The sequence below is a fragment of the Guopingia tenuis genome (genome assembly GCF_014384805.1).
GTDB lineage: Bacteria > Bacillota > Clostridia > Christensenellales > Christensenellaceae > Guopingia > Guopingia tenuis.
In genome coordinates, this window is record NZ_JACRSS010000003.1 from 38,486 (window position 1) to 61,272 (window position 22,787).

At 53.1% G+C, this 22,787-nt stretch carries 24 protein-coding genes and 1 tRNA gene; 5 read left to right on the forward strand and 20 right to left on the reverse strand.

The genetic code is table 11. The features are described 5' to 3' along the window. Positions 1 to 21: 21 nt before the first annotated feature. Both rbr and H8693_RS06790 read right to left on the reverse strand, forming a co-directional pair. Positions 22 to 561 (reverse strand): rubrerythrin, encoded by a 540-nt coding sequence (gene rbr / locus H8693_RS06785; RefSeq protein WP_178620168.1) that lies wholly within the window; start codon positions 559 to 561, stop codon positions 22 to 24. Then, positions 558 to 971: a Fur family transcriptional regulator gene (locus H8693_RS06790; RefSeq protein WP_178620165.1), complete on the reverse strand. Its 414-nt coding sequence runs from the start codon at positions 969 to 971 to the stop codon at positions 558 to 560. The genes rbr and H8693_RS06790 overlap by 4 nt, the downstream gene beginning before the upstream one ends. Positions 972 to 1,153: 182 nt before the next feature. Between H8693_RS06790 and H8693_RS06795 the strand changes: the two genes are divergently transcribed. Continuing rightward, positions 1,154 to 1,642: a GNAT family N-acetyltransferase gene (locus tag H8693_RS06795; protein WP_178620162.1), complete on the forward strand. Its 489-nt coding sequence runs from the start codon at positions 1,154 to 1,156 to the stop codon at positions 1,640 to 1,642. Positions 1,643 to 1,808: 166 nt separating this feature from the next. On the opposite strand, the gene H8693_RS06800 is transcribed toward H8693_RS06795, so the two are convergent. Continuing rightward, positions 1,809 to 2,777, reverse strand: coding sequence for a phosphoglycerate dehydrogenase (locus H8693_RS06800; protein ID WP_249280361.1), 969 nt, complete (start codon positions 2,775 to 2,777; stop codon positions 1,809 to 1,811). A gap of 223 nt (positions 2,778 to 3,000) precedes the next feature. Between H8693_RS06800 and H8693_RS06805 the strand changes: the two genes are divergently transcribed. Continuing rightward, positions 3,001 to 4,428 carry a VanZ family protein gene (locus H8693_RS06805; RefSeq protein WP_249280362.1) on the forward strand — a complete coding sequence of 476 codons (1,428 nt, stop codon included), beginning with the start codon at positions 3,001 to 3,003 and terminating at the stop codon, positions 4,426 to 4,428. Between the two features lie 192 nt (positions 4,429 to 4,620). Here the strand turns inward: H8693_RS06805 and H8693_RS06810 are convergent, their stop codons facing one another. The 3 genes from H8693_RS06810 to H8693_RS06820 form a co-directional block, all read right to left on the reverse strand. Further along, positions 4,621 to 5,244, reverse strand: coding sequence for a TetR/AcrR family transcriptional regulator (locus H8693_RS06810; RefSeq protein WP_249280363.1), 624 nt, complete (start codon positions 5,242 to 5,244; stop codon positions 4,621 to 4,623). Between the two features lie 106 nt (positions 5,245 to 5,350). Continuing rightward, on the reverse strand, positions 5,351 to 8,524 hold the full coding sequence (locus H8693_RS06815; RefSeq protein ID WP_249280364.1) for an FtsX-like permease family protein: 3,174 nt from the start codon (positions 8,522 to 8,524) through the stop codon (positions 5,351 to 5,353). A gap of 9 nt (positions 8,525 to 8,533) precedes the next feature. Further along, complete coding sequence (locus H8693_RS06820) at positions 8,534 to 9,238, reverse strand: ABC transporter ATP-binding protein (protein WP_249280365.1); 705 nt, start codon at positions 9,236 to 9,238, stop codon at positions 8,534 to 8,536. Between the two features lie 235 nt (positions 9,239 to 9,473). Here H8693_RS06820 and H8693_RS06825 point away from each other — a divergent pair, with 235 nt between their 5' ends. Continuing rightward, positions 9,474 to 9,872 carry a VOC family protein gene (locus H8693_RS06825; protein WP_178618675.1) on the forward strand — a complete coding sequence of 133 codons (399 nt, stop codon included), beginning with the start codon at positions 9,474 to 9,476 and terminating at the stop codon, positions 9,870 to 9,872. Between the two features lie 170 nt (positions 9,873 to 10,042). On the opposite strand, the gene H8693_RS06830 is transcribed toward H8693_RS06825, so the two are convergent. The 6 genes from H8693_RS06830 to H8693_RS06855 form a co-directional block, all read right to left on the reverse strand. Beyond that, complete coding sequence (locus tag H8693_RS06830) at positions 10,043 to 10,576, reverse strand: flavodoxin family protein (RefSeq protein ID WP_249280366.1); 534 nt, start codon at positions 10,574 to 10,576, stop codon at positions 10,043 to 10,045. Between the two features lie 53 nt (positions 10,577 to 10,629). Then, entirely contained in the window at positions 10,630 to 11,106 is a 477-nt protein-coding gene (locus H8693_RS06835) for a flavodoxin (RefSeq protein WP_249280367.1), read from the reverse strand. Positions 11,107 to 11,118: 12 nt separating this feature from the next. Further along, positions 11,119 to 11,550, reverse strand: coding sequence for a cupin domain-containing protein (locus H8693_RS06840; RefSeq protein ID WP_249280368.1), 432 nt, complete (start codon positions 11,548 to 11,550; stop codon positions 11,119 to 11,121). A 155-nt stretch (positions 11,551 to 11,705) separates the two neighbouring features. Continuing rightward, positions 11,706 to 12,365, reverse strand: a complete 660-nt coding sequence (locus H8693_RS06845; RefSeq protein ID WP_249280369.1) for a flavodoxin — start codon at positions 12,363 to 12,365, stop codon at positions 11,706 to 11,708. Between the two features lie 5 nt (positions 12,366 to 12,370). Then, positions 12,371 to 12,730: a MerR family transcriptional regulator gene (locus H8693_RS06850; RefSeq protein ID WP_249280370.1), complete on the reverse strand. Its 360-nt coding sequence runs from the start codon at positions 12,728 to 12,730 to the stop codon at positions 12,371 to 12,373. Between the two features lie 197 nt (positions 12,731 to 12,927). After that, positions 12,928 to 13,815, reverse strand: a complete 888-nt coding sequence (locus H8693_RS06855; RefSeq protein ID WP_249280371.1) for a LysR family transcriptional regulator — start codon at positions 13,813 to 13,815, stop codon at positions 12,928 to 12,930. Positions 13,816 to 14,110: 295 nt separating this feature from the next. Between H8693_RS06855 and H8693_RS06860 the strand changes: the two genes are divergently transcribed. After that, complete coding sequence (locus H8693_RS06860; protein WP_249280372.1) at positions 14,111 to 14,776, forward strand: HAD family hydrolase; 666 nt, start codon at positions 14,111 to 14,113, stop codon at positions 14,774 to 14,776. Between the two features lie 213 nt (positions 14,777 to 14,989). On the opposite strand, the gene H8693_RS06865 is transcribed toward H8693_RS06860, so the two are convergent. The 8 genes from H8693_RS06865 to srtB form a co-directional block, all read right to left on the reverse strand. Next, on the reverse strand, positions 14,990 to 15,502 hold the full coding sequence (locus H8693_RS06865; RefSeq protein WP_249280373.1) for a ferritin: 513 nt from the start codon (positions 15,500 to 15,502) through the stop codon (positions 14,990 to 14,992). Between the two features lie 136 nt (positions 15,503 to 15,638). Then, positions 15,639 to 16,304 carry a Crp/Fnr family transcriptional regulator gene (locus H8693_RS06870; protein ID WP_330605728.1) on the reverse strand — a complete coding sequence of 222 codons (666 nt, stop codon included), beginning with the start codon at positions 16,302 to 16,304 and terminating at the stop codon, positions 15,639 to 15,641. 138 nt (positions 16,305 to 16,442) lie between these two features. Further along, a complete protein-coding gene (locus H8693_RS06875) occupies positions 16,443 to 16,997 on the reverse strand; it encodes a TlpA family protein disulfide reductase (protein WP_249280375.1) in 555 nt (184 codons plus the stop codon). A gap of 15 nt (positions 16,998 to 17,012) precedes the next feature. Beyond that, entirely contained in the window at positions 17,013 to 17,678 is a 666-nt protein-coding gene (locus H8693_RS06880; protein ID WP_249280376.1) for a cytochrome c biogenesis CcdA family protein, read from the reverse strand. Positions 17,679 to 17,720: 42 nt separating this feature from the next. Then, on the reverse strand, positions 17,721 to 18,032 hold the full coding sequence (gene trxA / locus H8693_RS06885) for a thioredoxin (RefSeq protein ID WP_178621302.1): 312 nt from the start codon (positions 18,030 to 18,032) through the stop codon (positions 17,721 to 17,723). Between the two features lie 117 nt (positions 18,033 to 18,149). Next, positions 18,150 to 19,349: an FprA family A-type flavoprotein gene (locus tag H8693_RS06890; RefSeq protein WP_249280377.1), complete on the reverse strand. Its 1,200-nt coding sequence runs from the start codon at positions 19,347 to 19,349 to the stop codon at positions 18,150 to 18,152. Positions 19,350 to 20,324: 975 nt separating this feature from the next. Beyond that, positions 20,325 to 20,401: transfer RNA gene (locus tag H8693_RS06895), tRNA-Thr, on the reverse strand. Between the two features lie 103 nt (positions 20,402 to 20,504). Continuing rightward, positions 20,505 to 21,281, reverse strand: coding sequence for a class B sortase (srtB, locus tag H8693_RS06900; RefSeq protein ID WP_249280378.1), 777 nt, complete (start codon positions 21,279 to 21,281; stop codon positions 20,505 to 20,507). A gap of 86 nt (positions 21,282 to 21,367) precedes the next feature. On the opposite strand from srtB, the gene H8693_RS06905 reads away from it, so the two are divergent. Then, positions 21,368 to 22,732 (forward strand): MATE family efflux transporter, encoded by a 1,365-nt coding sequence (locus H8693_RS06905; protein WP_249280379.1) that lies wholly within the window; start codon positions 21,368 to 21,370, stop codon positions 22,730 to 22,732. Positions 22,733 to 22,787: the final 55 nt, after the last annotated feature.

The window sequence follows — 22,787 nt, forward strand, 5'->3', positions numbered from 1 at the left end:
CCGTTTTTTTGTTGATTCTTCTTAGTAATTTTTCGCCTGCAGTTCGAAATACGCCTGGGGATGCGCACATACGGGGCATACCTGGGGAGCTTTTTCGCCCACATGGATATGGCCGCAGTTGGCGCATTTCCAGATCACAACGCCGGCCTTTTCAAATACCTTGCCGTCTTCCACGTTCTTCAAAAGGGCCAGATAGCGTTCTTCGTGTTCCTTTTCAATTTTGCCCACTTCCTCAAATAAATATGCGATCTTGTCAAAGCCCTCTTCCTTGGCTTCTTTGGCGAACTGCGCATACATGTCCGTCCATTCATAGTTTTCGCCGGCAGCCGCATCCTTCAGGTTGGAAGCCGTGTCGCCGATGCCGTCGTTCAAAAGCTTGAACCAAATCTTCGCGTGCTCTTTTTCGTTGTTGGCGGTTTCCAGGAACAGAGCGGCAATCTGCTCATATCCTTCTTTTTTCGCCTTGGAGGCATAATAGGTGTATTTGTTGCGCGCCTGAGACTCTCCGGCAAACGCCGCCATCAAATTCGCTTCTGTTTTTGTGCCTTTCAAATTGCTCATTTCTTTTCTCCCTCTTTCTTTTGTTTTTGGTTGCAATCCTCGCAGATTCCATATATGATCAGCCGCTGGCTGCTCATAACAAAGCCATTTTCCTCAAAGATTTCCTCAGCAATCTCCCGAAACACTTCCGCACCGATATCGATCACCCGCCCGCATTGCGTGCAGATCAGGTGATAATGTTCCGGCTCCTGGCCATCAAATCTGTCCGGGCCGTTTTCTGTGGGGATTTTGCGGATGCTCCCTTCTTCGGCCAGGAAATTTAGATTTCGGTATACCGTCGCCAGGCTGATATTGGGACATACTTCCCGCACCATGGCGAAAACCTCATCCGCTGTGGGATGCGAGGGATGGCTGCGGACGGTTTGGCGGATCAGCTCTCTCTGCCGGGAATACCGTACTTTCTTTTCCAACGCTGCATCTCCCTCTTTTCAATATCAATAATCATTATCATTATAATAATCCCCCGTCTGCTTTTTGTCAAGAGCAAAACAGGAATTTTTTTCTATATTTCCAAATTATTTTATGATACAATGGTGCATAGTGCCCAGCATTTCGGGCTGTTATATAAAGCTGTCTAAGGAGTACCCTCATCATGCCGCAAATCCATATCCGCCCCTATGCCCAAGAAGATCTTCCCTCCATGCGGGAGATTTGGAACCAGGTTGTGGAGGAAGGAAACGCCTTCCCCCAAACCGAGCCGCTCTCCCCTGCGGATGCCGAGCCCTTCTTTGCTTCCCAGAGCTTCTGTGGTGTGGCCGAGGCAGAAGGAGCCATCGTCGGCCTCTATATCCTCCATCCCAACAACATCGGCCGCTGCGGCCATCTCTCCAATGCCAGCTATGCCGTAAAAAAAGGGAAGCGCGGCCTGCATATCGGCGAAAAACTGGTGCGCCATTCTCTGCAAAAAGGGCGGGAACTGGGCTTTCGTGTGCTGCAGTTCAATGCAGTGGTCGCCTCCAATACCACCGCCATCCGTCTCTATGAGAAGCTGGGCTTTGTCCGGCTGGGAAATATTCCCGGGGGCTTTTGCAATGCAGCCGGAGAATATGAGGATATTTGGCTGTTCTATCACACGCTATAGGATGCGGAAGGAATCCTATCTGTCGAAAAGTGGCCGGGAAAATCAATTATTCCGGCTGTTTTTGATTGGCCGTTTTCCCGCCGGCAGTTTTTTTCATGTGGCAACCCGATTTCCCGCTGTCTGCTCCCGGCAAATAAAAAACGCGGTTTCCCGCGTTTTTTTATCCTTACCAGCGATTGACCCAGTGCGACGGCTCCTTTCCGGAAAGCACCTCCAAAACGCCCTGGACTGCTCCCAGCCCGATCTGGCGGTATGCCTCCTCGGTTTCCCCGCCCGTATGGGGCAGAAGGAATATATGGGGATTCTTCCGAAGCGGGCTGTCTGCAGCCAGAGGCTCTGCTTCAAAAACGTCCAGCCCGGCTCCGGCCAGCTGCCCCGAGGAAACAGCCTCTGCCAGCGCCGATTCGTCCACCAGGCTTCCCCGCCCGGTGTTGATGAGAATGGCGCCCCGCCGCATCCGGTTCAGGGTTTCCCGGTTGACCATGTGATAATTGTCCGGTGTTCCCGGGATATGCAGGCTCAGGATATCGCAGTTTTCCATGACTTCCTCCCGGGAAAGGAAGGTCACCCCGTATTTCCCGGCCAGTTCCGGCGCTGGGCTTCGCTTATAGGCGATCACTTCCGCGCCGAAGGCCCGAACCAGTTCGGCCGTCCGCCGTCCGATCTCCCCAAATCCGATAAGGCCCACCGTCTTTCCCGAAAGCTCACCGCCCATCCGCCGCAGCCAGCGGCCCTCTGTCATTGCGTGTGATAACTCTCCGCCGTGGCGCAGCGCTCCCAGCATGAGAAACACCGCCAGCTCCGCTACAGCCTGGGCGTTGCTGCCCGCCGCGTTGGTCACATAGATGCGCCGCCGCCGGGCGCCTTCCAGATCGATGGTGTCCACCCCCACGCCAAACCGGGAAATTACTTTAAGCTGGGGCGCCATGGCGAACATCTCCTCGCCCCAGGGGTCCATCCCCACAATCGCCGCGTCAATTCCCGCGATCAGATCCCGTACCTCCTCCGCGGGCAGCTCCCGCAGCTTCTTTTCTGTAAACGTCACATCCAGCCCCGCCGCCAAAAGCCGTTCCCTCGCCTCCGCGCAGCGCTCCTCAAAGCGGGATACGCAAACCAAAACCTTCTGCTTCTGCATTGCCTGTTTCCTTTCTGTTTTCCATCTTTGTTGTATCATACCACAGTTTTCCCTTCCCGCCCAGCTTGATTTTTTACGAAATGGATACAGATTCCCCTGCATTTTTCCTTGCAATCCCCCTGTTTTTTCTATACCCTATAACCTATAGGCGGCAAAAACAATCTTTTCCCCGGGAAACATCGGTATATGCCGCCCTGCATCTCAAAAAAAGGGGGATGTCCCTATGCTCTCTCATGGCGTGATTCTCTGCCTGTCCGCCGCCTGCGCCGCCATTCTCTATGGCGTGTTTTGGGCCGTCTTTTCCCGGCCTGTGCCGCTGGCCAGGCATCTGGCGCGCTTTGCCCTGTTGGCTTATATGCTGGCCCTGTTTGCCCTGGTTCTGAATCCCCAGCCCTCGGTCACTCCCGAGCTCCGGGCCGCCATGACGAATTTTTTTCCCGGTTTTCAGCTTTCCACAGCCCTTCACAACCGAGATTCCGTCATGCTCCTGCAGATTTTTCTCAATATTCTCGCCTTTGTCCCCTTGGGGCTGCTCCTGCCCATAGTGTTCCCCCGTCCTTTCCGGCGCCTTCTGCCCACAGCCCTCGCCGGGCTTTTGACCACTGGCCTCATTGAATCCCTTCAATTTTTGTTTCCGGCGCTGGGGCGCATTTTTGATGTGGACGATATCCTTTGCAATCTTGTGGGCTGCGTCCTGGGCTATCTCCTCTATATTTTTGCGGCCAGCCTGCTGGCTGGGCGTTCCTGGTGGCAAACCATATGCCCCTATGTCCCCAAAAAGAATACGCGCATTGCCTGTGGCAGTCTGGCGGCTCTGTTTGTCCTTTCCGGCGCCCTGCTCTATTTTTGGGGCTATGGCGCCGACTGGGATCGCCTGAACGTCGTCAACACCCGTCTATACCGCCCGTCCTCCCTGGTCCTGGCCGGGCCGGAACCGGCAGAACCGCCCTGTTATGCCTACCAGGGAATCGATCCCGCGCCGGACGAACAGATGGCGGCGCTCAAAGACACTTTTTCCATCGCCGGAGAAACCCGGCGGCTGGAGGACGGTTCCCTTTATGCCGCAGGGACTGACGGCGACTTGACGCTGAATCCGGCCGATGGCAGTTTTACCTATTCCCGCGGCAGTTTTCCCCGCCAGGCGTATGCGCCTCTGGCTCCCCAGAGCGCCATGCGCCAGGCACGCCTGATTTTGCAGCAATATGGCCTCTATCAGGAGGGACTGCAAGGGGAAATCGCCTTTCCCGTATCCCTCTCCTCCGGCGAAGCGGGGGAGGAAACCTTGACTGTCGGCCAGACCGTCACCTTCTCCTTTCCTCCTTCCTATCTTTCAGCGGAAGGAGAAATCACGGTTTCCTATGGCCAGAATGGCCTTGTAAAAATTCATAGCAGTATCCGGCGTTATGAAAAACAGGGAGAGCTTTCTCTGCACCCCCTTGCAGACTGCCTTTCCTCCCCTGCCTCCCTGCAGATTTCCTCTCTTGACACTAATGGCCTTTCCCATCCGGATGTTATCGTAATCCAGGAGGCGCGCCTCTGTTACCGCCGCACAGTTCTTGGCAACCGCCTGCCGGTTTGGAGCTGCACGGGAACCGCGCAGAAGGATGGCCGGGAAACGGCGGCCGCACTGGAATTTCCCGCCTTTTATTAAGGGAAAGCCGTCCGTTCCCAGTTTTCCCGGCTTTCTGTTTCCGGGTTTCTTTATTGTTTGCTATAATAATTTTCTCCATTTAGTGATAGGCGGCGATGATCTGCCGGTTTATGGAAACCGGCAGAAAAATACCGCCGGTTTTTTCCGGCGGCATTCTCCGATTCTTCAAATAGAAAGATGAAAAAGATGATTTCACGGCTTGGATAAAACCAGCCCTATGGTGGTGTCCATATATTTCAGCAGAAGATCCTTGGGGATTTCCTTTTCGGTATAGCTCACATTCATGAAATCCGAAAGCTGGCGGAGCATATCCGCATCCAGCATACAGAACAAAAACGGCGGCACCAGGGAACAGATGAACATGAGATAGCGGCAGAACACCTCAAACTCGTCGGTAATCCCCGTCTCCTCCTGAATAATCCGCGAGCACAGCTGAATGTAAGGATTTTTGCGGTCCACAATATGCTTGAGCAGAAGCAGGTTGTGCTCGTTGTTGATGCCCAGAATTGTATAAAAATATTTGATGGTTCCCGGGTTTTTCACGAAATATTCCGTGAGCGCATAAAGCACCTTTTTCAGCTTTTCCCTTCCGGGAAGCTCTTCCTTCTCAATGGGCGCGATGAGATCGTTGATAGCCGCGATCAGGTATTTTTCCACTTCCGCCATCAGGTTTTCCTTGCTCCCGAAATAGTAGTTCACAGACGCCACGTTGATACCGGCCGCCTGCGCCAGTTCCCGGATAACAATTTCGCCCTTTTGGTTATAGATCTCAACGGCTTTTTCCAAGATCCACTTTTGCTTTTCCGAATTTACCATTTTCCTCTCCTTTCCACGTTATTTTTCCCACCGCAGGCAGGCTGCCTGCGGTGGCTTCCCCTTTTTTATCAGTATACCACACTTTCCGGATTCCGGCACTTTTTTCCTATTCTACGGATTTCATGCTTTCCGCCATGTTCAGGCGGCGCAGCTTGAAGAAAAACAGTCCGTTGACCAGGAAAGTGAAAGCCAGGGTCAGCCCGGCAGAGAACACGTAGCTCCAAACGTCGGTTTCCGGGGCAAACATCATGCTCTCCAGCTCGGCCACTGATAGAATGAAATTTTTAAGGAAGGTTCCCAGAACCAGGCCTACGGCAATGCCAATCACGGTACAGAGGATATTTTCCCGGTAGACGTAGGCCGCTGTCTCCCCCTCCCGGAAGCCCAGAACCTTGATGGTGGCCAGCTCCCTCGTCCGCTCGGCAATGTTGATATTCATGAGATTATAAAGCACCACTACCGCCAAAGCCCCGGCGGACAATATAATCACCAGCACAATGATGCTCAGGTTCCCCATGGAATCCTCCATGGTCTTTTGCTGTTCCTGGGTAAGGGACACGGCCAGCACGGCCGGTTCCTGCACCAGCCGCTCCGAAACCGCATCCCGGTCATCCTCGGAAGCCAGCGTAAAGAAAACGGCGTTTTCTTCCATGGCCTTTCCGGCGGCCTGGGCATATGCTTCCGGCGTGACATAGACAAAATGCTGGGTGTAGTTTTCCGTGATGCCGCCTACCCTAAGCGTCATTTCCTCATCTCCCATGCGAAGGGCAAAGGCGTCCCCTACCTCCAGCTCCAGCCGGTTAGCCAGCTTTTCACTCACAACGGTTCCCGCCGCCGCAAGATCGATCTGCTGTTTTCCCTCCCGGGTGCGCAGGCTGATGAACTCTCCTATTTTATCCGGTTCCTCAGGGACAATCAGATTTGCTTCCAGCGTGTTGTCACCCGCTGCGGCTGTCACCGTCTTTTGCAGCACGGCCAGATGACCAGAAATGCCTCCTTCCTCCATAGCCGAAAGGAGAGCTTCTTTTTCCTGCCCGCTGGCACCGTCTTTCTCAGCCGCTACGCCGTCATAGTGGAAAATCTCCCCAAACTGCCGCGGGATCACGGATGTGATGGAATAGCGCAGGCCGAAACCCGCCAGCATGAGCGCCGTACATCCCGCAATGCCTACAATAGTCATCAGAACCCGCTTTTTATAGCGCACAAAATTCCGCAGCGTCACCTTATAGGCAAAAGAGATCCGCTTCCAAAGGCTCCCGAATTTTTCCAACAGCATCCGCCTGCCTGCCTTGGGCGCCTTGGGCCGCATCAGGCTGGCCGGGCTTTCCCGCAGCTCCTTGCGGCAGGCGGCAAAGGTGGCCAGCAGAGTCGCCAATACAGCCGCCGCCGTGCATAGACCCGCATATTCCCAATGGAAGGGCATATGCACCATGGGGAATATGGGGTAGCTGATGGGGAAGGCAGTATAACAGGCCCACGGAAACACCTTGAATCCGATCAACAGGCCGATTACACTTCCCATAAGGCTGGAAGCAAAGGCATAGACCATGTATTTGCTCACAATCTTTCCCGTGCCGAAACCAAGGGCCTTCAGCGTTCCAATCTGCGTGCGCCGCTCCTCCACCATGCGTGTCATGGTCGTCAGGCACACCAGCACGGCAATCAGAATGAAAAATACCGGCAGCACCAGAGAAATTTTATCGATGCTTTCCGCATTTTCTCCATATTCTGTATATCCTGGATAGTCCGCCCGAGATAGTACATACCATTCCGGCGTCTCCAGGTCTGCCAGCTCCTGCTCCGCATCGGCAATTTCCTGCCGTGCATCTGCCAGCTCCTGCTCTGCCTTGGCCTTTTCCTCCTGATATTCTGCCTCTCCAGAGGTATATTCCTCTTTGCCCCGGGCCAGCTCGGCCTCCGCTTCCGCCAGCTTCTGTTTTCCCTGGGCAATACCATCCCTCAGGGCCTTTTCATTTTTCTCCAGCTCACTTTTTCCGCTGTCCAACTGGCTGCGCATAGAGGCCAGAGCATCCTCCATCTGCTTCAGCCCCGCTTCAGCCTTCTCAATTTCCGCCATGCCTGCGTCATATTGCTCCTGCATAGCTGCCAGCTGGGCCTTCATTTGCGGCAATTCCGGCGCTTCGGGAGAAGCTTCCTCCAGTGCGGCAATTTGCACGGAAAGGCTGTCCATCTGCCCTTTCAGCTCCTCTAAAGCGGCTTTGCTCTCCGGCAGACTGGCGTCTGCCTGCGCCTTATTCGTTTCATAGGCGGCCTGCAGCTCCTCATACTGCCTTTCGCCCGCCTCCAATTCTTTGCGTGCGCTGTCAATCTGCGCCTGCCCGTCCTTTTCCTGTTTTTCCAGAGCCGCCCGTCCGTCAGCCAGCTCTTTTTCTCCCTTTTCAAGCTCTGCCTTGGCGTCGTCCAACTCCTTTTGCGCCTTTGCCAGTTCTTCGTTCATCTCGGCTTCGCCATCGGCCAATTCCTGTTTGGCATCGGCAATCTCGGTGTTGGCCTCCTCCCGAATCTCTTCCAGGCGCAGCGCGCCGCGCTGTGCTGCAAAGGCTTCCAGCTCCTTCTGTTTTGCCGCAATCGTGTCGTCATATTCCGCGGTATACGCCGCCAGGTTCTGGGTTTCCCGCAAAGTAATATAGGCGTCGGTATAGACCTCCAAAGCAAAATCCGAAGTGGGGATCACGGCCACGCATTCCACGCTGCCCGAACCGATATTGGCCGTCCCCCGGCCTTCGCCGGGATAGAGGGGAGACTCCACAATTCCCACCACCCGCACCCTCTCAACTTTGAGAGTATCCGAAAGGGGATCGTCATTTCCGGACGCCAGTTCTATCTCGTCGCCAACAGCAATATTCTGGGCCGCTCCCACTCGCTCAATGGCAATCTCTCCTGAAGCCTGAGGCAGCCGTCCTTCCTTGACCGTAAAAGAGTTCAGCGGGCCGTCAAATGCCATCAGCTTCAAGACAAAGTCCCCCGAGCCCGTGTTGGCCAAGACATCCGCGCTGTAACCGGGCATGACCTGCGCCACGTCCTCCCGCGCCTCCAGCGCGGCGATATCCTCTTCCGTCACGCCATAGGTCGAAGCCAGACGAAAATCCATCAGGCCATGTTCCTTATAAAAGGAATCCGCCGTCTCCTTGAGATCCGAACAAGCCACCTTGATTCCGGCAAAAAAGCCGGTTCCCAGGGCGATAATCGCCAGAATCGCCAGGAATCGGCCCCGTGTTTTCCATATTTCCCGAAAGATATCCTTCCAATAGGTTTTCATAACTTTTCCCTACCATTCAATTTCGCTGACAGGAAGCGGATGTTCGTTGGTGGTGATGCTGTCGGCCCGTCCGTTGCGCATGCGGATCACCCGGTTGGCCATGGGCACAATCGCCTGGTTATGGGTGACCACCACCACGGTCATTCCCGTGAGAACGCATGTATCCTGCAAGAGCTTCAAAACCGCCTTGCCCGTGTTATAGTCCAGGGCTCCGGTGGGTTCGTCGCAGAGCAGGAGCTTGGGATTTTTCGCCAGCGCCCGGGCGATGGAAACCCGCTGCTGCTCCCCGCCGGAAAGCTGGGCCGGAAAGTTCTGCATCCGTTCCTCCAGCCCCACCTGGGCCAGCACTTTTTCCACATCCATGGAATTCTTGCTGATCTCTGCCGCCAGCTCCACGTTTTCCTTGGCCGTCAAATTGGGGATCAGGTTATAGAACTGAAAGATGAAGCCGATGTCATAGCGGCGGTATTCCGTGAGCTGCCGCCGGTTATAGCGGCTGATATCCGCCCCGTCCACTAAAATTTTGCCGGAATCGCAGCTGTCCATGCCGCCCAGCATGTTGAGCACCGTGGTTTTTCCCGCGCCGCTGGCCCCCACGATCACCACGAATTCGCCTTTTTTTATGGAAAACGACACCCCGTTGGACGCTGGAATGACGACTTCTCCCATTTTATATTCCTTTTTCACATTTTCCATTGCGATATAGTCTTGCATTTTTCGCCTCCGAAACATCCGTTTGAAATTAAAGTTTCAAACATTTGTTTAAAACAAGTGTATCATTCCCCTATGACCATTGCAATATCCTATTCCCAGTGTTCACAATTTGTTTCTACTTTTTCCAAATTCTCTCCATATATGTGCCGCCGTCTGCTGACAAATCCCGGAAAAAAGAGTATACTTAAAAAAACGGCTTGTAAAAAAGCGCATAAAAGGAAAGGGAGAATTTGCCATGAATATCAGCGAAACAGTCACGGGATTGCAGCATATCGGAATCCCCACCAACGACATTGAAAAAACCATCGCCTTCTATAACAGCCTGGGCTTTCAGACCATCTACCGCACGGTCAATAAGGCGGCAAACCCGCCCGAGCCTGTGGCTTTTATGGAGCTGAAGGGCGTGGTTGTGGAAACCTGGCAGAATGGCGCGGCTCCGGGCGTGAACGGCGCCATCGACCATATCGCTCTCAATGTGACGGATATCGAAGCGGCCTATGCCGCCGCCCAGGCAGGCGGATATGAGATCCTCACGGACGGCATCCTGTTCCTGGATTTCTGGGAGAACGGCGTCAAATATTTCTCCATCGCCGGGCCCAATGGGGAAACGCTGGAATTCAACCAGAAGCTGTAATTTCTATTAAAACAGACAAAAAACGGTGCATTTCCTATGCACCGTTTTTTACTGTTCTATTTTTTTATCATAAGATTGGCGCCTGGCCGCCATTCAAATAAAGAGGTGTGCTCACGGCGCACATACTGCCCTCCCAAAATCCTTTGCCGCGGCCCCAGGCCGGACTCTCCTTACAGGGATTTGCCCAGCCGGTATGCTTCCCCGGGATATGCAGTGGCTTTTGTCATGGCGACGCTTCCGCATCCCATGCCCAGCACCTCTCCCCGGTTATCAAAATGCAGATACCGGCACAGCGTCTCATAATGGGCCTGAATATCCTTCATCGTCCAGTCATTGCTGTCCCATGCCGCCACGATCATCGCTGTTTTCATCCCCCGGGCGGATAATTCCCCATTAAAGGCATAAAAACGGTCAATGACCTTTTTTAATTGGGCAGACATCCCAAAATAATAGAGCGGGGTTACAAAAACCATCATATCGGCCTTTGCAATCTCTTCCCGGAGCTTTCCCATGTCGTCCTTCTGCACGCAGGGGCCGTCCATGCCGCAGGCCCCGCATCCCAGGCAGGGAGCAATCCGCGCATGTCCCGCATCAAACACCGCCGTTTCGTGCCCCGCCGCTCTCGCTCCTTCCATGAAACGCTCGGCCAGCAGGTTGGATGATCCTTTTTTATGCGGGCTGCTCTCGATCACTACGATCCGCATATTTTTCTCCTTTTCTTTAATCTTCTTTCCTGTTCACGCGTCTCCGCATGCCCTCAGGAAAGGCTGGAAACCCATTCCTCCATCTCCTTTTCGGATGTGCGGTTGAGCATTTTTCCCGGAAGCCACTTCGCGGTGTCCGAGCAAAGCGGCTTTAAAACCTCCGCCGTTCTCCCAAAACCGCTGCCGCCGGATGTCGCAAAGGGAACGATGGTCTTTCCAGAAAAGTCATAGCTTTCCAGAAACGTATCGATAATGGTGGGGGCAACATACCACCAGATGGGAAAGCCCAAAAATACCGTATCGTATTCTTCCATATTTTCCATCCGTTCTGCGATTTCCGGCCGGGAATCCGGGTTCCCCATTTCCACCGAGCTGCGGCTTTTTTTATTCGTCCAGTCCAGATCAGCCTGGCTATACGGCACGGCAGGTTTGATTTCAAACAGATCCGCACCGGCGGCCTTTGCCAGCCGTTCAGCAGCGCGCTTTGTCACACCGCTGGCAGAAAAATAAGCAACTACCTTCTTTTTCATTGATATTCCTCCTTAAAGCTCCTGATATTCCTTATCCGCAACAGGCTCCAGCCATTGGGTGGAAGTCTCTTCTCCCGGAACCTCCATGGCGATATGGCTGAACCAGGAATCCGCCTTTGCGCCGTGCCAATGCTTCACATTTGCCGGAATCACGATCACGCGCCCCGGCTCCAATGCCACTGCCGCCTTTCCTTCTTCCTGATACCATCCTTCCCCCGCCGTGCAGATCAGAATCTGCCCGCCTCCGCTTTTCGCATGGTGAACATGCCAGTTGTTCCGGCATCCCGGCTCAAAGGTCACATTGGAAAGATGAAGGCCCGCCTCCGGTCCTGTCAGCGGGTTTAAGAAGGATTGGCCGGTGAAATACGCCGCATAGGCGTCGTTGGGCTGGCCCATGCCGAATACATTGACTTCTTCAAACTGCTTTGCATCCTGAAATTTCATTTTTAAAATCTCCTTTCCCATCTGTCGCAGTGCCGCTTGGTTTTTATGGGCACTCCAGCCGCCCAGGCGCGCCCGGCGGCAGTCCGCGCAAAAACTGCGGTTCCTTTTGATCGTCCCTTGATATGTTGTTTCCTGCCTATATATTTCTCTGCTTTCTATTCATTTCCTTCCAGCCATGCAGCAACGGCCTCCGTGCAGTTTTCTGCCGATCCGCTTCCAACCCGCAGCCCTTCCCGGACTTCCGCATCCGGCTCTGCCTCCCGGATGGCCGAAACCGCCTGATCGATTCCGCTGCCGCCAGAGGTGCAGAAAGGCATCACCGTCTTGCCGGACAGGTCATATTCGTCAAAAAAGGTGTTCATAATCCGTGGCATCGTGCCCCACCAAATGGGGAAGCCGATATACAGCGTGTCGTAATCCGAAAGATTCTCTATGCGGCCGGATATCGCAGGACGGGCATTTTCGTCGTTCATCTCCTGATTGGCGCGGCAGTTGTCGTCCTGATAATTCAGATCATCTTCTGTATAGGGCTCTTCCGGAAGAAGCTCCATTGCCTCTGCCCCGGTCTGCGCGGCAATCTCCTTTGCCACGGCCTCGGTGTTCCCGGTGCAGGAGAAATAGAGAACAAGCGCCTTGCCTCCCACGGAGGCTTCGGGTTCGGCAGCTGCGCTGCCCTGCGCCTCCAAAGAAGGTATAACCGTTTCGGCGGGCGTATTCTCCGCCGCGTTCCCGCTTTCCTGCCCGCTGTCGCCCGCGCAGGCGCTCAGTGTAAACAGTAGCAGGATAGAGAGCATCAGTGCTATCATCTTTTTCATTGCAATCATCCTTTCTTCTTTTTATCCTTTTGAATTTCATAGCGCAGATAGTCCAGCCGGGCCAGCTGCATTTCTCTGAAGTGAATCTCATCCAGCGACGCCAAACGCCGTTTATTCAGCAATGCCAGCCGTTCCGCCCGCGTATCCCTGCCGGCGAGATACAGCTTCATATATGAAAAGATCTCCTCTTTTGCAAAGCCAATGTCATGGAGCGTCATAATCAGGCTGAGCCGTTCGATATCCCGGTCGTCATACTGCCATGCTTCCATGACCTGCCGGACAGAATCGCATAAATTCCAGCTTTCATATTCATCCAGGATCGCTATGGGAATCTGAAACCGTTCAGATACTTCCTGCTTTGTCATCGGACTTGTAAACTCCTCTCCGCAATAACCAGGGGGCTTCGTTGACGGCATATCCCGTGGATATCCCCTTTTTATTTCTAAACCATCCCGTTTTTTTGTTTTTCTGCGGCCCCAAAGCCCTCTTTTAGGGACAAAAATATAGGCGCCCTTCATCGGACACCTATATTGTATCGAAGCCTTCAAGAAATGTAAAATACTTATATTTTATCTATAGATATACAATTTATGTATTTCTTTGCAAAATCTATAAAAGCGCTTACCGCGGGCGGCATCATCTGGTTTTTCTTCCAGGCGAGAGCCGTGCTGCTTTCCAGACGAGGCATCAGGGGAATATAGCGCAGCCCTTCATAAGTACAACCCAGCTTGAGGTTGAGAAAGATCCCCATGTTCTGTCGGGCCATGGCCGCCAGATTATACGGCAGGTTGCCGCTGGCCACAATCCGGAGCTGGTCGGCATACTCGCCAAACCAGTTGGTTAGCTCTTTTTTGATCAGATCCCGGCGGGTAAACAGCAGCCGTTTGTCCGCGAGATCCTTTGGCGCGGCAAAGCCCTTTTGGGAGAGCGGCGATCCCTCCGGCACCAGGACCCCCCATTCCTCTTTATAAGGGCTTCGGATAAACGCATATTTCCCCATATCCACCGGCTCCAGCAAAAAGCCAATATCCAAAAGCCCCCGTTCCATGCGCTCTTTGATATCGTCGGAATTTCCGCTGAACATCGTAAAACAAACGCCGGGGTATCTTTCATGGAACGCGGCAAGAATTTCCGCCAATAGCGAGCTGTTCTGATATTCCCCGCTGCCAATGGAGATTTCGCCGCCCAGCGCCTCCTCCTGGCTGAGTTCCCGCTTTGTCTTTTCCGCCAGGGAAACCAGCTCCTGGGCCCGCCGTTTCAGGAGCATCCCCTGCTCTGTCAACAGAATGCTGTGATTGCTCCTCCGGAACAGCTTGACCCCCAATTCTTCCTCCAGCTGCATCAGCTGGCGGGAAATGGTGGGCTGCGTAACGTGAAGCAGCGCCGCCGCCTTTGTAATGTTTTCCTCCCTGGCCACCGTCAGGAAATAACTCAAAACCCGAAGCTCCATCCCTTCCCTCCTCCGAAGTTCTTAGCCGTATTTTAGCATTCACGCCCCACAAAATCAACATATCTTCCTATCAGAAATTTGTATTCTGCATATCTCAATCTCCAACAGGCGGGCGCAGGCCTTCTCTGTCTTCGCCTAGCCCCTCTGCGTTTTGCCATTCTGTCCTTTTCGCCCATTTTGCTCCAAAAATTGGGAGACTCCACGTTTTTTTCGCGTTTTCCATCCTTTTTTTCTCTATCTATGCTATAATGGGTGACGGGTGGGCGTATTTTAAGAAAATGGAGAGGAACCGCAGTTGATTAAAGCAGTTGTATTCGATATGGACGGCACCTTATTTGACACCGAGCGCCTGGCCATTGCAGGCTGGGAGCATGTCGGGCGTGTCACCGGATATCCCATTCATGCCGATCTGGTCATGAAGCTCCTGGGGCGCAACATCAAAAACTGTCATCTGGTGTTTCAGGAGGCGCTGGGTGCGGACTTTGACTTCTATCGCTACCGCAAGCTCAAAACCGCCTATATTGAGGATTATATTGCTACCCATGGCATGCCGGTGCTGAAAGGGGCAAGGGAGCTGCTGGCCTATTTAAAGGAACGGGGATATCCCCTGGCTCTGGCCACCTCGACGGACCGGGCCACCACCCTATATAACCTGAAAAATGCCGGTTTCACGGATTATTTTTCAGGTATCGTCTGCGGCGATATGGTGGAAAACAGCAAGCCGGCCCCGGATATCTATCTGGCAGCCTGCGCGTCCATTCAAATGGACCCGGGAGACTGCATCGCCCTGGAGGATTCCCCCGCGGGCGTAACCTCCGCCTATCGCGCCGGTCTGCATCCGGTGATGATCCCGGATCTTCAGCAGCCGGACGAAACCGTCCAGTCTATGCTCTATGCCCGGCTGGATTCCCTGGATCAGGCCATTGCCCTTCTGGAAAAGGACCGGGCGGCGGGCAAATAAACCTTGCTTGTCCATCAGGTTCCAAGAGCGTCAAAAGGGTCTTGGCACAAAAATTTGGCGTTGGAAGAAATGCAGGCTGGCCGCATTTCCCCAAACACTCGCGGAAAACTGCCAAATGTTTGTGCGAATGCAACAGGAAAAAAGGTCCTATATAATTTTCAACAAAAAAAGAGCAGGCGAAAATATCGCCTGTTCTTTTCGTATTTCCCGTTTTTAGAGAACCAGCGAAGGCGCAGCGTATACCCGGCCGGCCAGCTCCTGATCCAGCATATACAGGCTCTTGGCGTCGGATCCAAAAAGCTCCATCTTTTTCACCAGATCGTCTGCATTGGTTTCTTCCTCGCCCTGTTCCTTGACGAACCAGTCCAAAAACTGCATGGTCCGGAAATCTTTCACGCTGTATGCCGCGTCATAGATGGTGTGAATCAGGCTGGTGACATAGCGTTCATGCTCCAATCCCACGGAAAGCGGCGCTTTGAGATCAGCAAACACCTTATCCGGCTTTGCAACCGCCTCAAAGGTGACTTTTTCATCGTTGTTCTGCAAATACTTCATGAACAGGAGCGCATGATCCCTCTCCTCCTGTGCCTGAACCGTATACCAGTTGGCAAATCCATGGAGTCCCTGTTCGGTATAATAGTTGGCGATATCCAAATAGAGATAAGCCGAATAAAACTCTTTATTGATCTGCTCGTTTAACAGCTGTTTTACCTTTTCCTGCAACATGCTTCTTCGCTCCTTTTTCTCTCGTATAGTTTTATTTTTCTATAATTTATATATACCCTTCCTTATTTCCGTCAAACAAAAAAACATGGAAACTGTGGCTTATTTTCCGCCAGTTTTTGCCCATACCGCCATTTATTTACCGCAGGCTTTCCTCGGCCAGTTTCCGCAGCCCTGTTTCATCCGATATTGTCACGCTTCCTCGGGAGAGTGCTACCAATCCCTCAGATTGGAAATATTTGAGCATGCGGGTCACCACCTCCCGGGCGCTTCCCAGATGCCGGGCAATGGCTTCATGGGTCATCTTCAGCTCCCGTCCCCCTTCGAGCTGGCTCTCCTCCAAAAGAAAGGCCGCCAGCCGGGAATCCATCCGCTTATATAGGATCTGATCCATCAGCCACATGACATCCGAAAACCTGGCCGCCAGAAGCTCGCCGGTATAGTTGGCCATGGGCGCCGCTTGCTGCATTACTTTCCGGTATACAGAAGCAGGAATTTTCCAATATTCCGTCTCCTTTTTCGCCTCCACAGACACATCAAACTGGATGCTGTTCAGCATGCAGGAAGCCGAAAGCAGGCAGATATCCCGCTCCCAAAGGCGGTAGAGCGTGATTTCCCGGCCCTCCTCCGAGAGGGTAAACACCCGGAACTGCCCACGCACGAGAATGAGTATGCCGATGCAGTCCAGCGAACCGTTATGGACAATCTCCCCTTTTTTTGCCGTATGCCGCGTGGTGTTCTGCGAAAGAACCGCCTGTTGCTGCGGCGTCAGCTTTGTGAAAAAAGGCAGGTATTGTTCCAGCATATCCATCCCTCCTCTTTCTATTTTTATCCGGTTTGCGGCGAAAACATGTATTTTTTCCAGTATACCATAGATTCTGCGAGAAGGGCAACAACAGCAAACAAGACGCCCGCGGCAATCCGGGCGTCTTATTCCCTATTTCTATTTCAGCAGTTCTTCCATCCATTTGCCCAGCACCTCTGTCGGCATTGCTCCCTCCTGCCGGTGCACCACATTTCCCTCCGCATCGATGAAAACCGTCGTTGGGATATAGCGGGGCGCATAAATCTCCGTAGCTTCAAAGGTCGTGTCATAGAGCACGGGGAAGGTGTATCCTTCCTCCGCGATGTATTCCCGGGCCTTTCGTTGGGTTTCCCGCGCTCCGTCCGTTTCGTTAATCATGAGAACATGGATGCGGTCCCCATAAAGCTCATGGATATCCTGAAAATCCGGCATTTCCTCCCGGCAGTTGGGACACCATGTGGCCCAGAAGTTCAAGATAATGGGCTTTCCAAAATAGGAGGAAAGCGTTACTTCCTCTCCCTGTTCGTTCAGCACGGTGAAATCCGGCGCAGCCTCCCGAGTTTCGCTGCTGCCGGCGCTGGGCGCCGGTTCCGCCGAATAATTTTTAGACAGTGCGCTATATCCCAGGGCCGCAGCCGCCAGCACGACGACAAATATCCCCATCCATAAAAACGTCTTTTTCGCTTTGCTCATTTTTTCTTCCTCCGGCTAACTCAGCAGGGACAGCAGTCGGGCCAACAGGCCGGTCATCATGAGAATCCCCATGAGAATCAGGAAAATTCCCGAAATCAGGTTGATGGTTTTGTAATGCCGCTTGATGAAATCAAAGGCGGTTTTCAGCTTCCCGATGAGAACGGCGCTCACCAGGAAGGGAATCCCCAGGCCCAGGGAATAGCAGAGGAGCAGCAAAAGCCCCTGCCAGACCGAAGCCTGCTGGGAGGCCAGCATCAGGGCCGCTCCCAGAAACGCACCCACGCATGGCGTCCAGCTGATGGAGAACACCAGCCCGAACAGAAAGGCTGAAATCACGCCTCGCACGGCGATTTCCCGCCCCGCCTTCCCGCCGGAAAACAGCGGGATGCGGATCACGCCCAAGAAGCTCAGGCCCAGGATCACAACGATCAGCCCACAGACGATCTGAAACACCATCTGATACTTCCGGAGCAGACTGCCCAGCGCCCCGGCAAACAGCCCCAGCGCCACAAAGACCACCGTAAACCCAAGGACAAACGCCAGCGCCCGGGGCCAGACCCGCCTGTTTCCCTCCCCGCCGCCTTCTCCGGCAAAATAGGAGATATAGACGGGCAGCATGGGCAAAAGGCAGGGGGAGATGAAGGAAATCACTCCTTCTAAAAATGTCAGCAGATACTGCATATCTCATCCTCCTTCCCTTTGTCGTCGCTTGACAGGCTGACTCTATTTGCCCATCAGGTCCAGAATTCCTTCTTTGGATTTCAGCCCCACAGATTTTTCCACCACAGTCCCATTTTTTATGTAGGCCAGCGTGGGAATGCTCATCACCCGAAACTGCATGGCCAGCTCCTGCTCCTCATCCACGTTGATCTTCCCGATCTTTACATCCTTCACCTGGCGGGCGACCTCCTCCACCACCGGGGAAAGCATCTGGCACGGCCCGCACCATTCCGCCCAGAAATCCAAAAGCACGGGCTGCTTCGCCTGCAAAACTTCCTTTTGAAAATTCTTTTTTGTGATTGTGACGACGCTCATCGTTCGCCCTCCTTTTTTGTTTTTCTTTATCTTATGCAAAAAAGGAGAAAGGTTCTGTAACTTTGTCACAAAGATATGAAAAAAGCCGGGAATGCAGCTTCCCGGCTTTTTTTCGTGTCACAGGCTTTCCACGATCTGCCGGCAGAGGGCGGCCAGCTCCTCTGTCTGCTCCTCCTTTAGGGAGGAACGCAGCGTCACAGTGCCATCCAGTACCCGCATATTCTTCATGGCGCTCAGCTTTGCATCCATGATCTTCCCGGACTGGGGCGCCCAGGAACCGTTGGCAATCAGCCCCACTGTGCGGTTTTGCAGATTCAGGGCCGCCATATCCGTCAAAAGGTTTTCCATAGCCGGATACAGGCCGTTGTTATACGTCGGAGCCGCCATCACCAGATGGCTGCACCGGAACACTTCGGAAATGAGATAGGAAACGTGGGTTTTGGATACGTCATAAACCCGGATGCCCTTCACACCCTCCTGGGCCAGCATCCCGGCCAGAATTTCCGCCGCATTCTGGGTATCGCCATACATGGAGGCATAGAACACCACCACGGATTTTTCCTCCGGTTCGTATTTGCTCCATTTATCATAGGCCTCCAGCACCCAGCCGAAATCGCCTCGCCAGATGAGGCCATGCAGCGGGCAGATAACCGCAATGTCCAGCCCTGCCGCCTTTTTCAAAACCGCCTGAACCTGCGGGCCGTATTTGCCGACGATATTGCCGTAATACCGTCGCATTTCGGGCAGCTCCGCCTTTGCATCCGCCACTTCGTCGCTGAACAGCGCGCCGTTATGGGCGCCAAAGGAGCCAAAGGCATCGGCGGCAAACAGGATTTTTTCGCTTTCCTCATAGGCCATCATGACCTCCGGCCAGTGCACCATGGGAGCAAAGACAAAATGCAGCGTGTGTTTGCCAAGGCAGAGGGTATCTCCCTCCTTGACAGCCAAGGTCCGCCCCTCCATATCGATATCATAGAACTGCGAAATCAGGCGGAAAGTCTTTTCGTTTCCCACCAGCGTCAGCTCGGGATGGATCCGCAGAAGCTCCCCGATCGTGGCGCAGTGATCCGGTTCCATATGGTTGATCACAAGATAATCCAGCTTCCGGCCGCCCAAAGCATGCTCCACATTCTCAATAAACTGGCGCGTGATGGAGGCATCCACTGTGTCCATTACCGCTGTCTTTTCATCCAGAATGACATAGGAATTATAGGAAACCCCATCCGGAATGGGGAACAAATTTTCAAACAAGGCCAGCCGGCGGTCGTTTCCGCCCACCCAAATGATATCTTTTGTGACTTCTCTCGTGCAATGCATGCGCTTTTCCTTCCTTTCCCTATGGATTTATTTTCCCAAAAAGCGGGGATTTCTATGCACCCCGCAGGCATAAGTCCTTTTTTCCTGGCTGCAATTTCCAGGCCAACTTGATTATACCGGGTTTTCCCTCTCTCCGTCAAGAAAAAGGGACAGTCCTTTCCGGTGCTTTTCCCTTTTTGCAGGAAACGGAGGCATGTATTCCTCCATCCGCCGCAAAAGTACCGTTTTATACATAAACGCAACCCAGGATATGAAAACAAAGAAGACAAGATTTCTGCGGAATACCGGCTTGAAATACCCCATTTTCCCCGCCCGGCAGGCTGCATGCAATGGCTTCTTTACGCTGTTGTCATGAATCTGGAACCTTACGCTTGGGCTTATCCTCTTTTCGATCAGATATCTGTACATTTTCGTGATTTCGCCGCATTCGACTTTTTAGAAGTTCCCTGCCGGAATCTCATGTTTCTGTATCCATGGCCGTTGCGCTTATAGCATCCCCTCTCGATTTCCCACCTTCCCGCTGTCAAATTTACCGCAATATAAGGGCATATTACAAGGGTATGCATCCAAAACAATAGGGCCACGTTTTTGCGTGACCCTATATTTGTGCTGCATGATACGGCACGGTGGAGTCTTACGGAACAGATATTTGTTTTCAGGATATAAATAATTCGCAAACCACTTACGCTTATCGAATATGATTAAACTATCGATTTCAAAGTCGAGAAAAAATGGAGCACAGTGGAGGCGGTTATGCCCGCGTTTATAAGGGCATAACCGCAGCAAGCGTGACTTTTCTCGGAATAGGAGTATCAGCGGCATAAGACAACGACCCCATCGCTTTTGCGAGGAGGTCATGTCAATGCCGCTTGTTGCGACGTGGTAGATATTGCCGAAATGGATATTTCCTTTCGGGCAACAAAAATATCGCAACTCACCAAAGTGAATTGCGATATTCGCTCGGGCCGTCACCCGTGGAGCTGACGAGCAGATTCGAACTGCCGAACCTCTTCATTACCAATGAAGTGCTCTACCTACTGAGCTACGTCAGCATGTCCGCGTGAAGCCACACGGCACGATGATTATTATACCCAAAACCCCGGGGAATTGCAAGCCTTCTAAAGCATTTTTTTCTCGCTTTTTCCCTTCCTTTTGCTATGCCTCCGCCACAAGCCGGGCCATCACGACAAAACGCGTGTCGTCCCCGCCGTTTTTCGTGCAGGTGGAAAGCGTCACAATGCGGTCCTCCGGCCCCACTTCCACATCTGTCGCTATTGCAGATTTATCCCGAAATATTTCGAGAAAATCCGCAAATTCCTCCTGGGAAGCAAAGGTGCGCTGATAGTATTTCTCCGAAGTTTTTGCCACAAAAGCCGAGAAAATTTCCAGCATGTAGCTGCCCTGGGGCGTATATAGCTGCATGGTGGGGTGCTCTTCATAGTATTCCTGCTTTTCATATTGGGGCAGGCTTCCAAACATAGCCCCGCTGTTCATGCGGTGCCCATAGATCACCGTGTTCGGATCGGTAAAGTCCGGCGCATTGTTCATATCCAAAAACAGGCTTCCATATTTATGCTTTTCCCCCGTCAGGGTATGGTCCAGATAATAGTCGTTGTCCTCCCCCTGCAAAACGGGATATTCAATCACCGTTCCCGGAGAATATAGCCAGCCGCAGACATCCGGATTGTCTGCCTGGAGCGCGGCAAAATCCACCGCATATGCCGCCGGCTCCTTATCTTCCCCACCGGCGGAGTCCGGCTCCCGGGTGATCACATATTTCTTTACAGTCTCTTCAGCCGCGCTGTTTCCCGCCTGGTCTTCCAGCAGAATTTTTGCGATCTGGACAGCGCAGAAAACAAAGACCGCCAAACAGACAACCATCAAAACGATCAAAAACGGGGATTTTTTCTTTTTTCCCTGGATTTTCCGCATTTTTCTCTCCTCGCCGCTAACACTTTCATTATAAATATGATATACTAGGAAACACGAAAACACAACGTATATTTTGGAGGTCGCCCGTGCAGTTCATCAAAGAAAAGAGTTTTTATAAAACCCTTGTTGCCCTTGCCTTGCCCATCGCTTTGCAGGATCTCATCAAATTCGGCCTGAATCTGATGGATAACGTCATGGTGGGGGCGGTTTCTGAGACAGCTCTTTCCGGGGTCTCTCTGGCAAACCAGCCCTTCTTCATGTTCTCCATGCTCTGCTTTGGCCTGGCGGGCGGCGGTGCCGTCCTGATCACCCAGTATTATGGAAAGAAGGACATGGCGACCGTCCGCAAAGTCGTCTCCATGACTTTAAGCATCACCATTGCCTTTTCGGTTCTCATCGGAGCGGCGGTTCTGCTGTTTCCGGAATTTTTCATGCGCATCTTTACGGATAAGGAAGAATTGATCCCCGTCGGCGTCGAATATCTCCGCATCGTGGGCTGGACCTATTTCCTCTATGGCATCTCCAACACGCTGGTTCTGGTGCTGCGGAGTGTCCAGGTGGTAAAGGTAACGCTGCTGGCCAACGCCATGGCCTTTGTCCTCAACGTATTTCTCAACTGGGTTCTCATTTTTGGAAAGCTGGGGATGCCGGCCCTGGGGGTCCGGGGTGCGGCTATCGCCACGCTGACCGCCCGGTTTGTCGAATTTCTTTTTCTGCTCGTCTATATCCGGTTCCGGGATAAGGTCATCGGCTTCCGGTTTCATACGCTTTTCCGCTTCAAGCGAGCCCTGCTGCGGGATTTTGTCAGATACAGCACGCCTGTCGTGGGCAATGAATTTATCTGGGGCGTGGGCATTTCCATGATCTCGGTGGTTCTGGGCCGCCTGGGAAGTGACGCCGTGGCCGCCTCCAGCATCGCCTCTTCGGTTCAGCAGGTGGCCACGGTGATCGTGTTCGGCATCTGCAACGCCGCCTGCATCATCATTGGCCGGGAAATCGGCGCCGGGCGGGTGGATTATGCCAAGCAATGCGCCAATACCTGCATGTATTTAAGCGTGGGATTCGGCTTTGTTCTGGCGCTCGGCCTCTTTTTCCTGCGGGGGCCCATCGTATCCCTCTATGAGATTCCCGAAGCGACAAAAGAGCTCTCCATGTCCTTCCTGATCGTCACTTCCCTGATCGTTTTCATCGATTCTATCAGCAGCATTGCCATTGTCGGCGTCATGCGGGGCGGCGGCGACACCAAATATTCCATGTATGTGGATGTTCTGACCCTTTGGCTGCTTTCCATCCCCCTGGGACTGATCGGCGGCCTGGTGCTCCATCTGCCCGCCCTTATCACCTATATCCTCCTTCGCATCGACGTTCCCATCAAGGCCATTCTCTGCTATCTGCGCATGAAGAGCGGCAAATGGGTGCATAACGTAACCCGCGGAGAAATCCCGCAATAAACCGTCCCGCATAAACGCTCCTTCCCTCTCATATTTATATCTTAGAATCGACAAG

What these genes read in the sequence shown, in the direction of transcription:
- rbr (WP_178620168.1), bottom strand. Translation starts at nt 561, where the DNA reads ATGAGCAATTTGAAAGGCACAAAAACAGAAGCGAATTTGATGGCGGCG.
- H8693_RS06795 (WP_178620162.1), top strand. Translation starts at nt 1,154, where the DNA reads ATGCCGCAAATCCATATCCGCCCCTATGCCCAAGAAGATCTTCCCTCC.
- H8693_RS06800 (WP_249280361.1), bottom strand. Translation starts at nt 2,777, where the DNA reads ATGCAGAAGCAGAAGGTTTTGGTTTGCGTATCCCGCTTTGAGGAGCGC.
- H8693_RS06805 (WP_249280362.1), top strand. Translation starts at nt 3,001, where the DNA reads ATGCTCTCTCATGGCGTGATTCTCTGCCTGTCCGCCGCCTGCGCCGCC.
- H8693_RS06810 (WP_249280363.1), bottom strand. Translation starts at nt 5,244, where the DNA reads ATGGTAAATTCGGAAAAGCAAAAGTGGATCTTGGAAAAAGCCGTTGAG.
- H8693_RS06815 (WP_249280364.1), bottom strand. Translation starts at nt 8,524, where the DNA reads ATGAAAACCTATTGGAAGGATATCTTTCGGGAAATATGGAAAACACGG.
- H8693_RS06820 (WP_249280365.1), bottom strand. Translation starts at nt 9,238, where the DNA reads ATGCAAGACTATATCGCAATGGAAAATGTGAAAAAGGAATATAAAATG.
- H8693_RS06825 (WP_178618675.1), top strand. Translation starts at nt 9,474, where the DNA reads ATGAATATCAGCGAAACAGTCACGGGATTGCAGCATATCGGAATCCCC.
- H8693_RS06830 (WP_249280366.1), bottom strand. Translation starts at nt 10,576, where the DNA reads ATGCGGATCGTAGTGATCGAGAGCAGCCCGCATAAAAAAGGATCATCC.
- H8693_RS06835 (WP_249280367.1), bottom strand. Translation starts at nt 11,106, where the DNA reads ATGAAAAAGAAGGTAGTTGCTTATTTTTCTGCCAGCGGTGTGACAAAG.
- H8693_RS06840 (WP_249280368.1), bottom strand. Translation starts at nt 11,550, where the DNA reads ATGAAATTTCAGGATGCAAAGCAGTTTGAAGAAGTCAATGTATTCGGC.
- H8693_RS06845 (WP_249280369.1), bottom strand. Translation starts at nt 12,365, where the DNA reads ATGAAAAAGATGATAGCACTGATGCTCTCTATCCTGCTACTGTTTACA.
- H8693_RS06850 (WP_249280370.1), bottom strand. Translation starts at nt 12,730, where the DNA reads ATGACAAAGCAGGAAGTATCTGAACGGTTTCAGATTCCCATAGCGATC.
- H8693_RS06855 (WP_249280371.1), bottom strand. Translation starts at nt 13,815, where the DNA reads ATGGAGCTTCGGGTTTTGAGTTATTTCCTGACGGTGGCCAGGGAGGAA.
- H8693_RS06865 (WP_249280373.1), bottom strand. Translation starts at nt 15,502, where the DNA reads ATGTTGCAGGAAAAGGTAAAACAGCTGTTAAACGAGCAGATCAATAAA.
- H8693_RS06870 (WP_330605728.1), bottom strand. Translation starts at nt 16,304, where the DNA reads ATGCTGGAACAATACCTGCCTTTTTTCACAAAGCTGACGCCGCAGCAA.
- H8693_RS06875 (WP_249280375.1), bottom strand. Translation starts at nt 16,997, where the DNA reads ATGAGCAAAGCGAAAAAGACGTTTTTATGGATGGGGATATTTGTCGTC.
- H8693_RS06880 (WP_249280376.1), bottom strand. Translation starts at nt 17,678, where the DNA reads ATGCAGTATCTGCTGACATTTTTAGAAGGAGTGATTTCCTTCATCTCC.
- trxA (WP_178621302.1), bottom strand. Translation starts at nt 18,032, where the DNA reads ATGAGCGTCGTCACAATCACAAAAAAGAATTTTCAAAAGGAAGTTTTG.
- H8693_RS06890 (WP_249280377.1), bottom strand. Translation starts at nt 19,349, where the DNA reads ATGCATTGCACGAGAGAAGTCACAAAAGATATCATTTGGGTGGGCGGA.
- srtB (WP_249280378.1), bottom strand. Translation starts at nt 21,281, where the DNA reads ATGCGGAAAATCCAGGGAAAAAAGAAAAAATCCCCGTTTTTGATCGTT.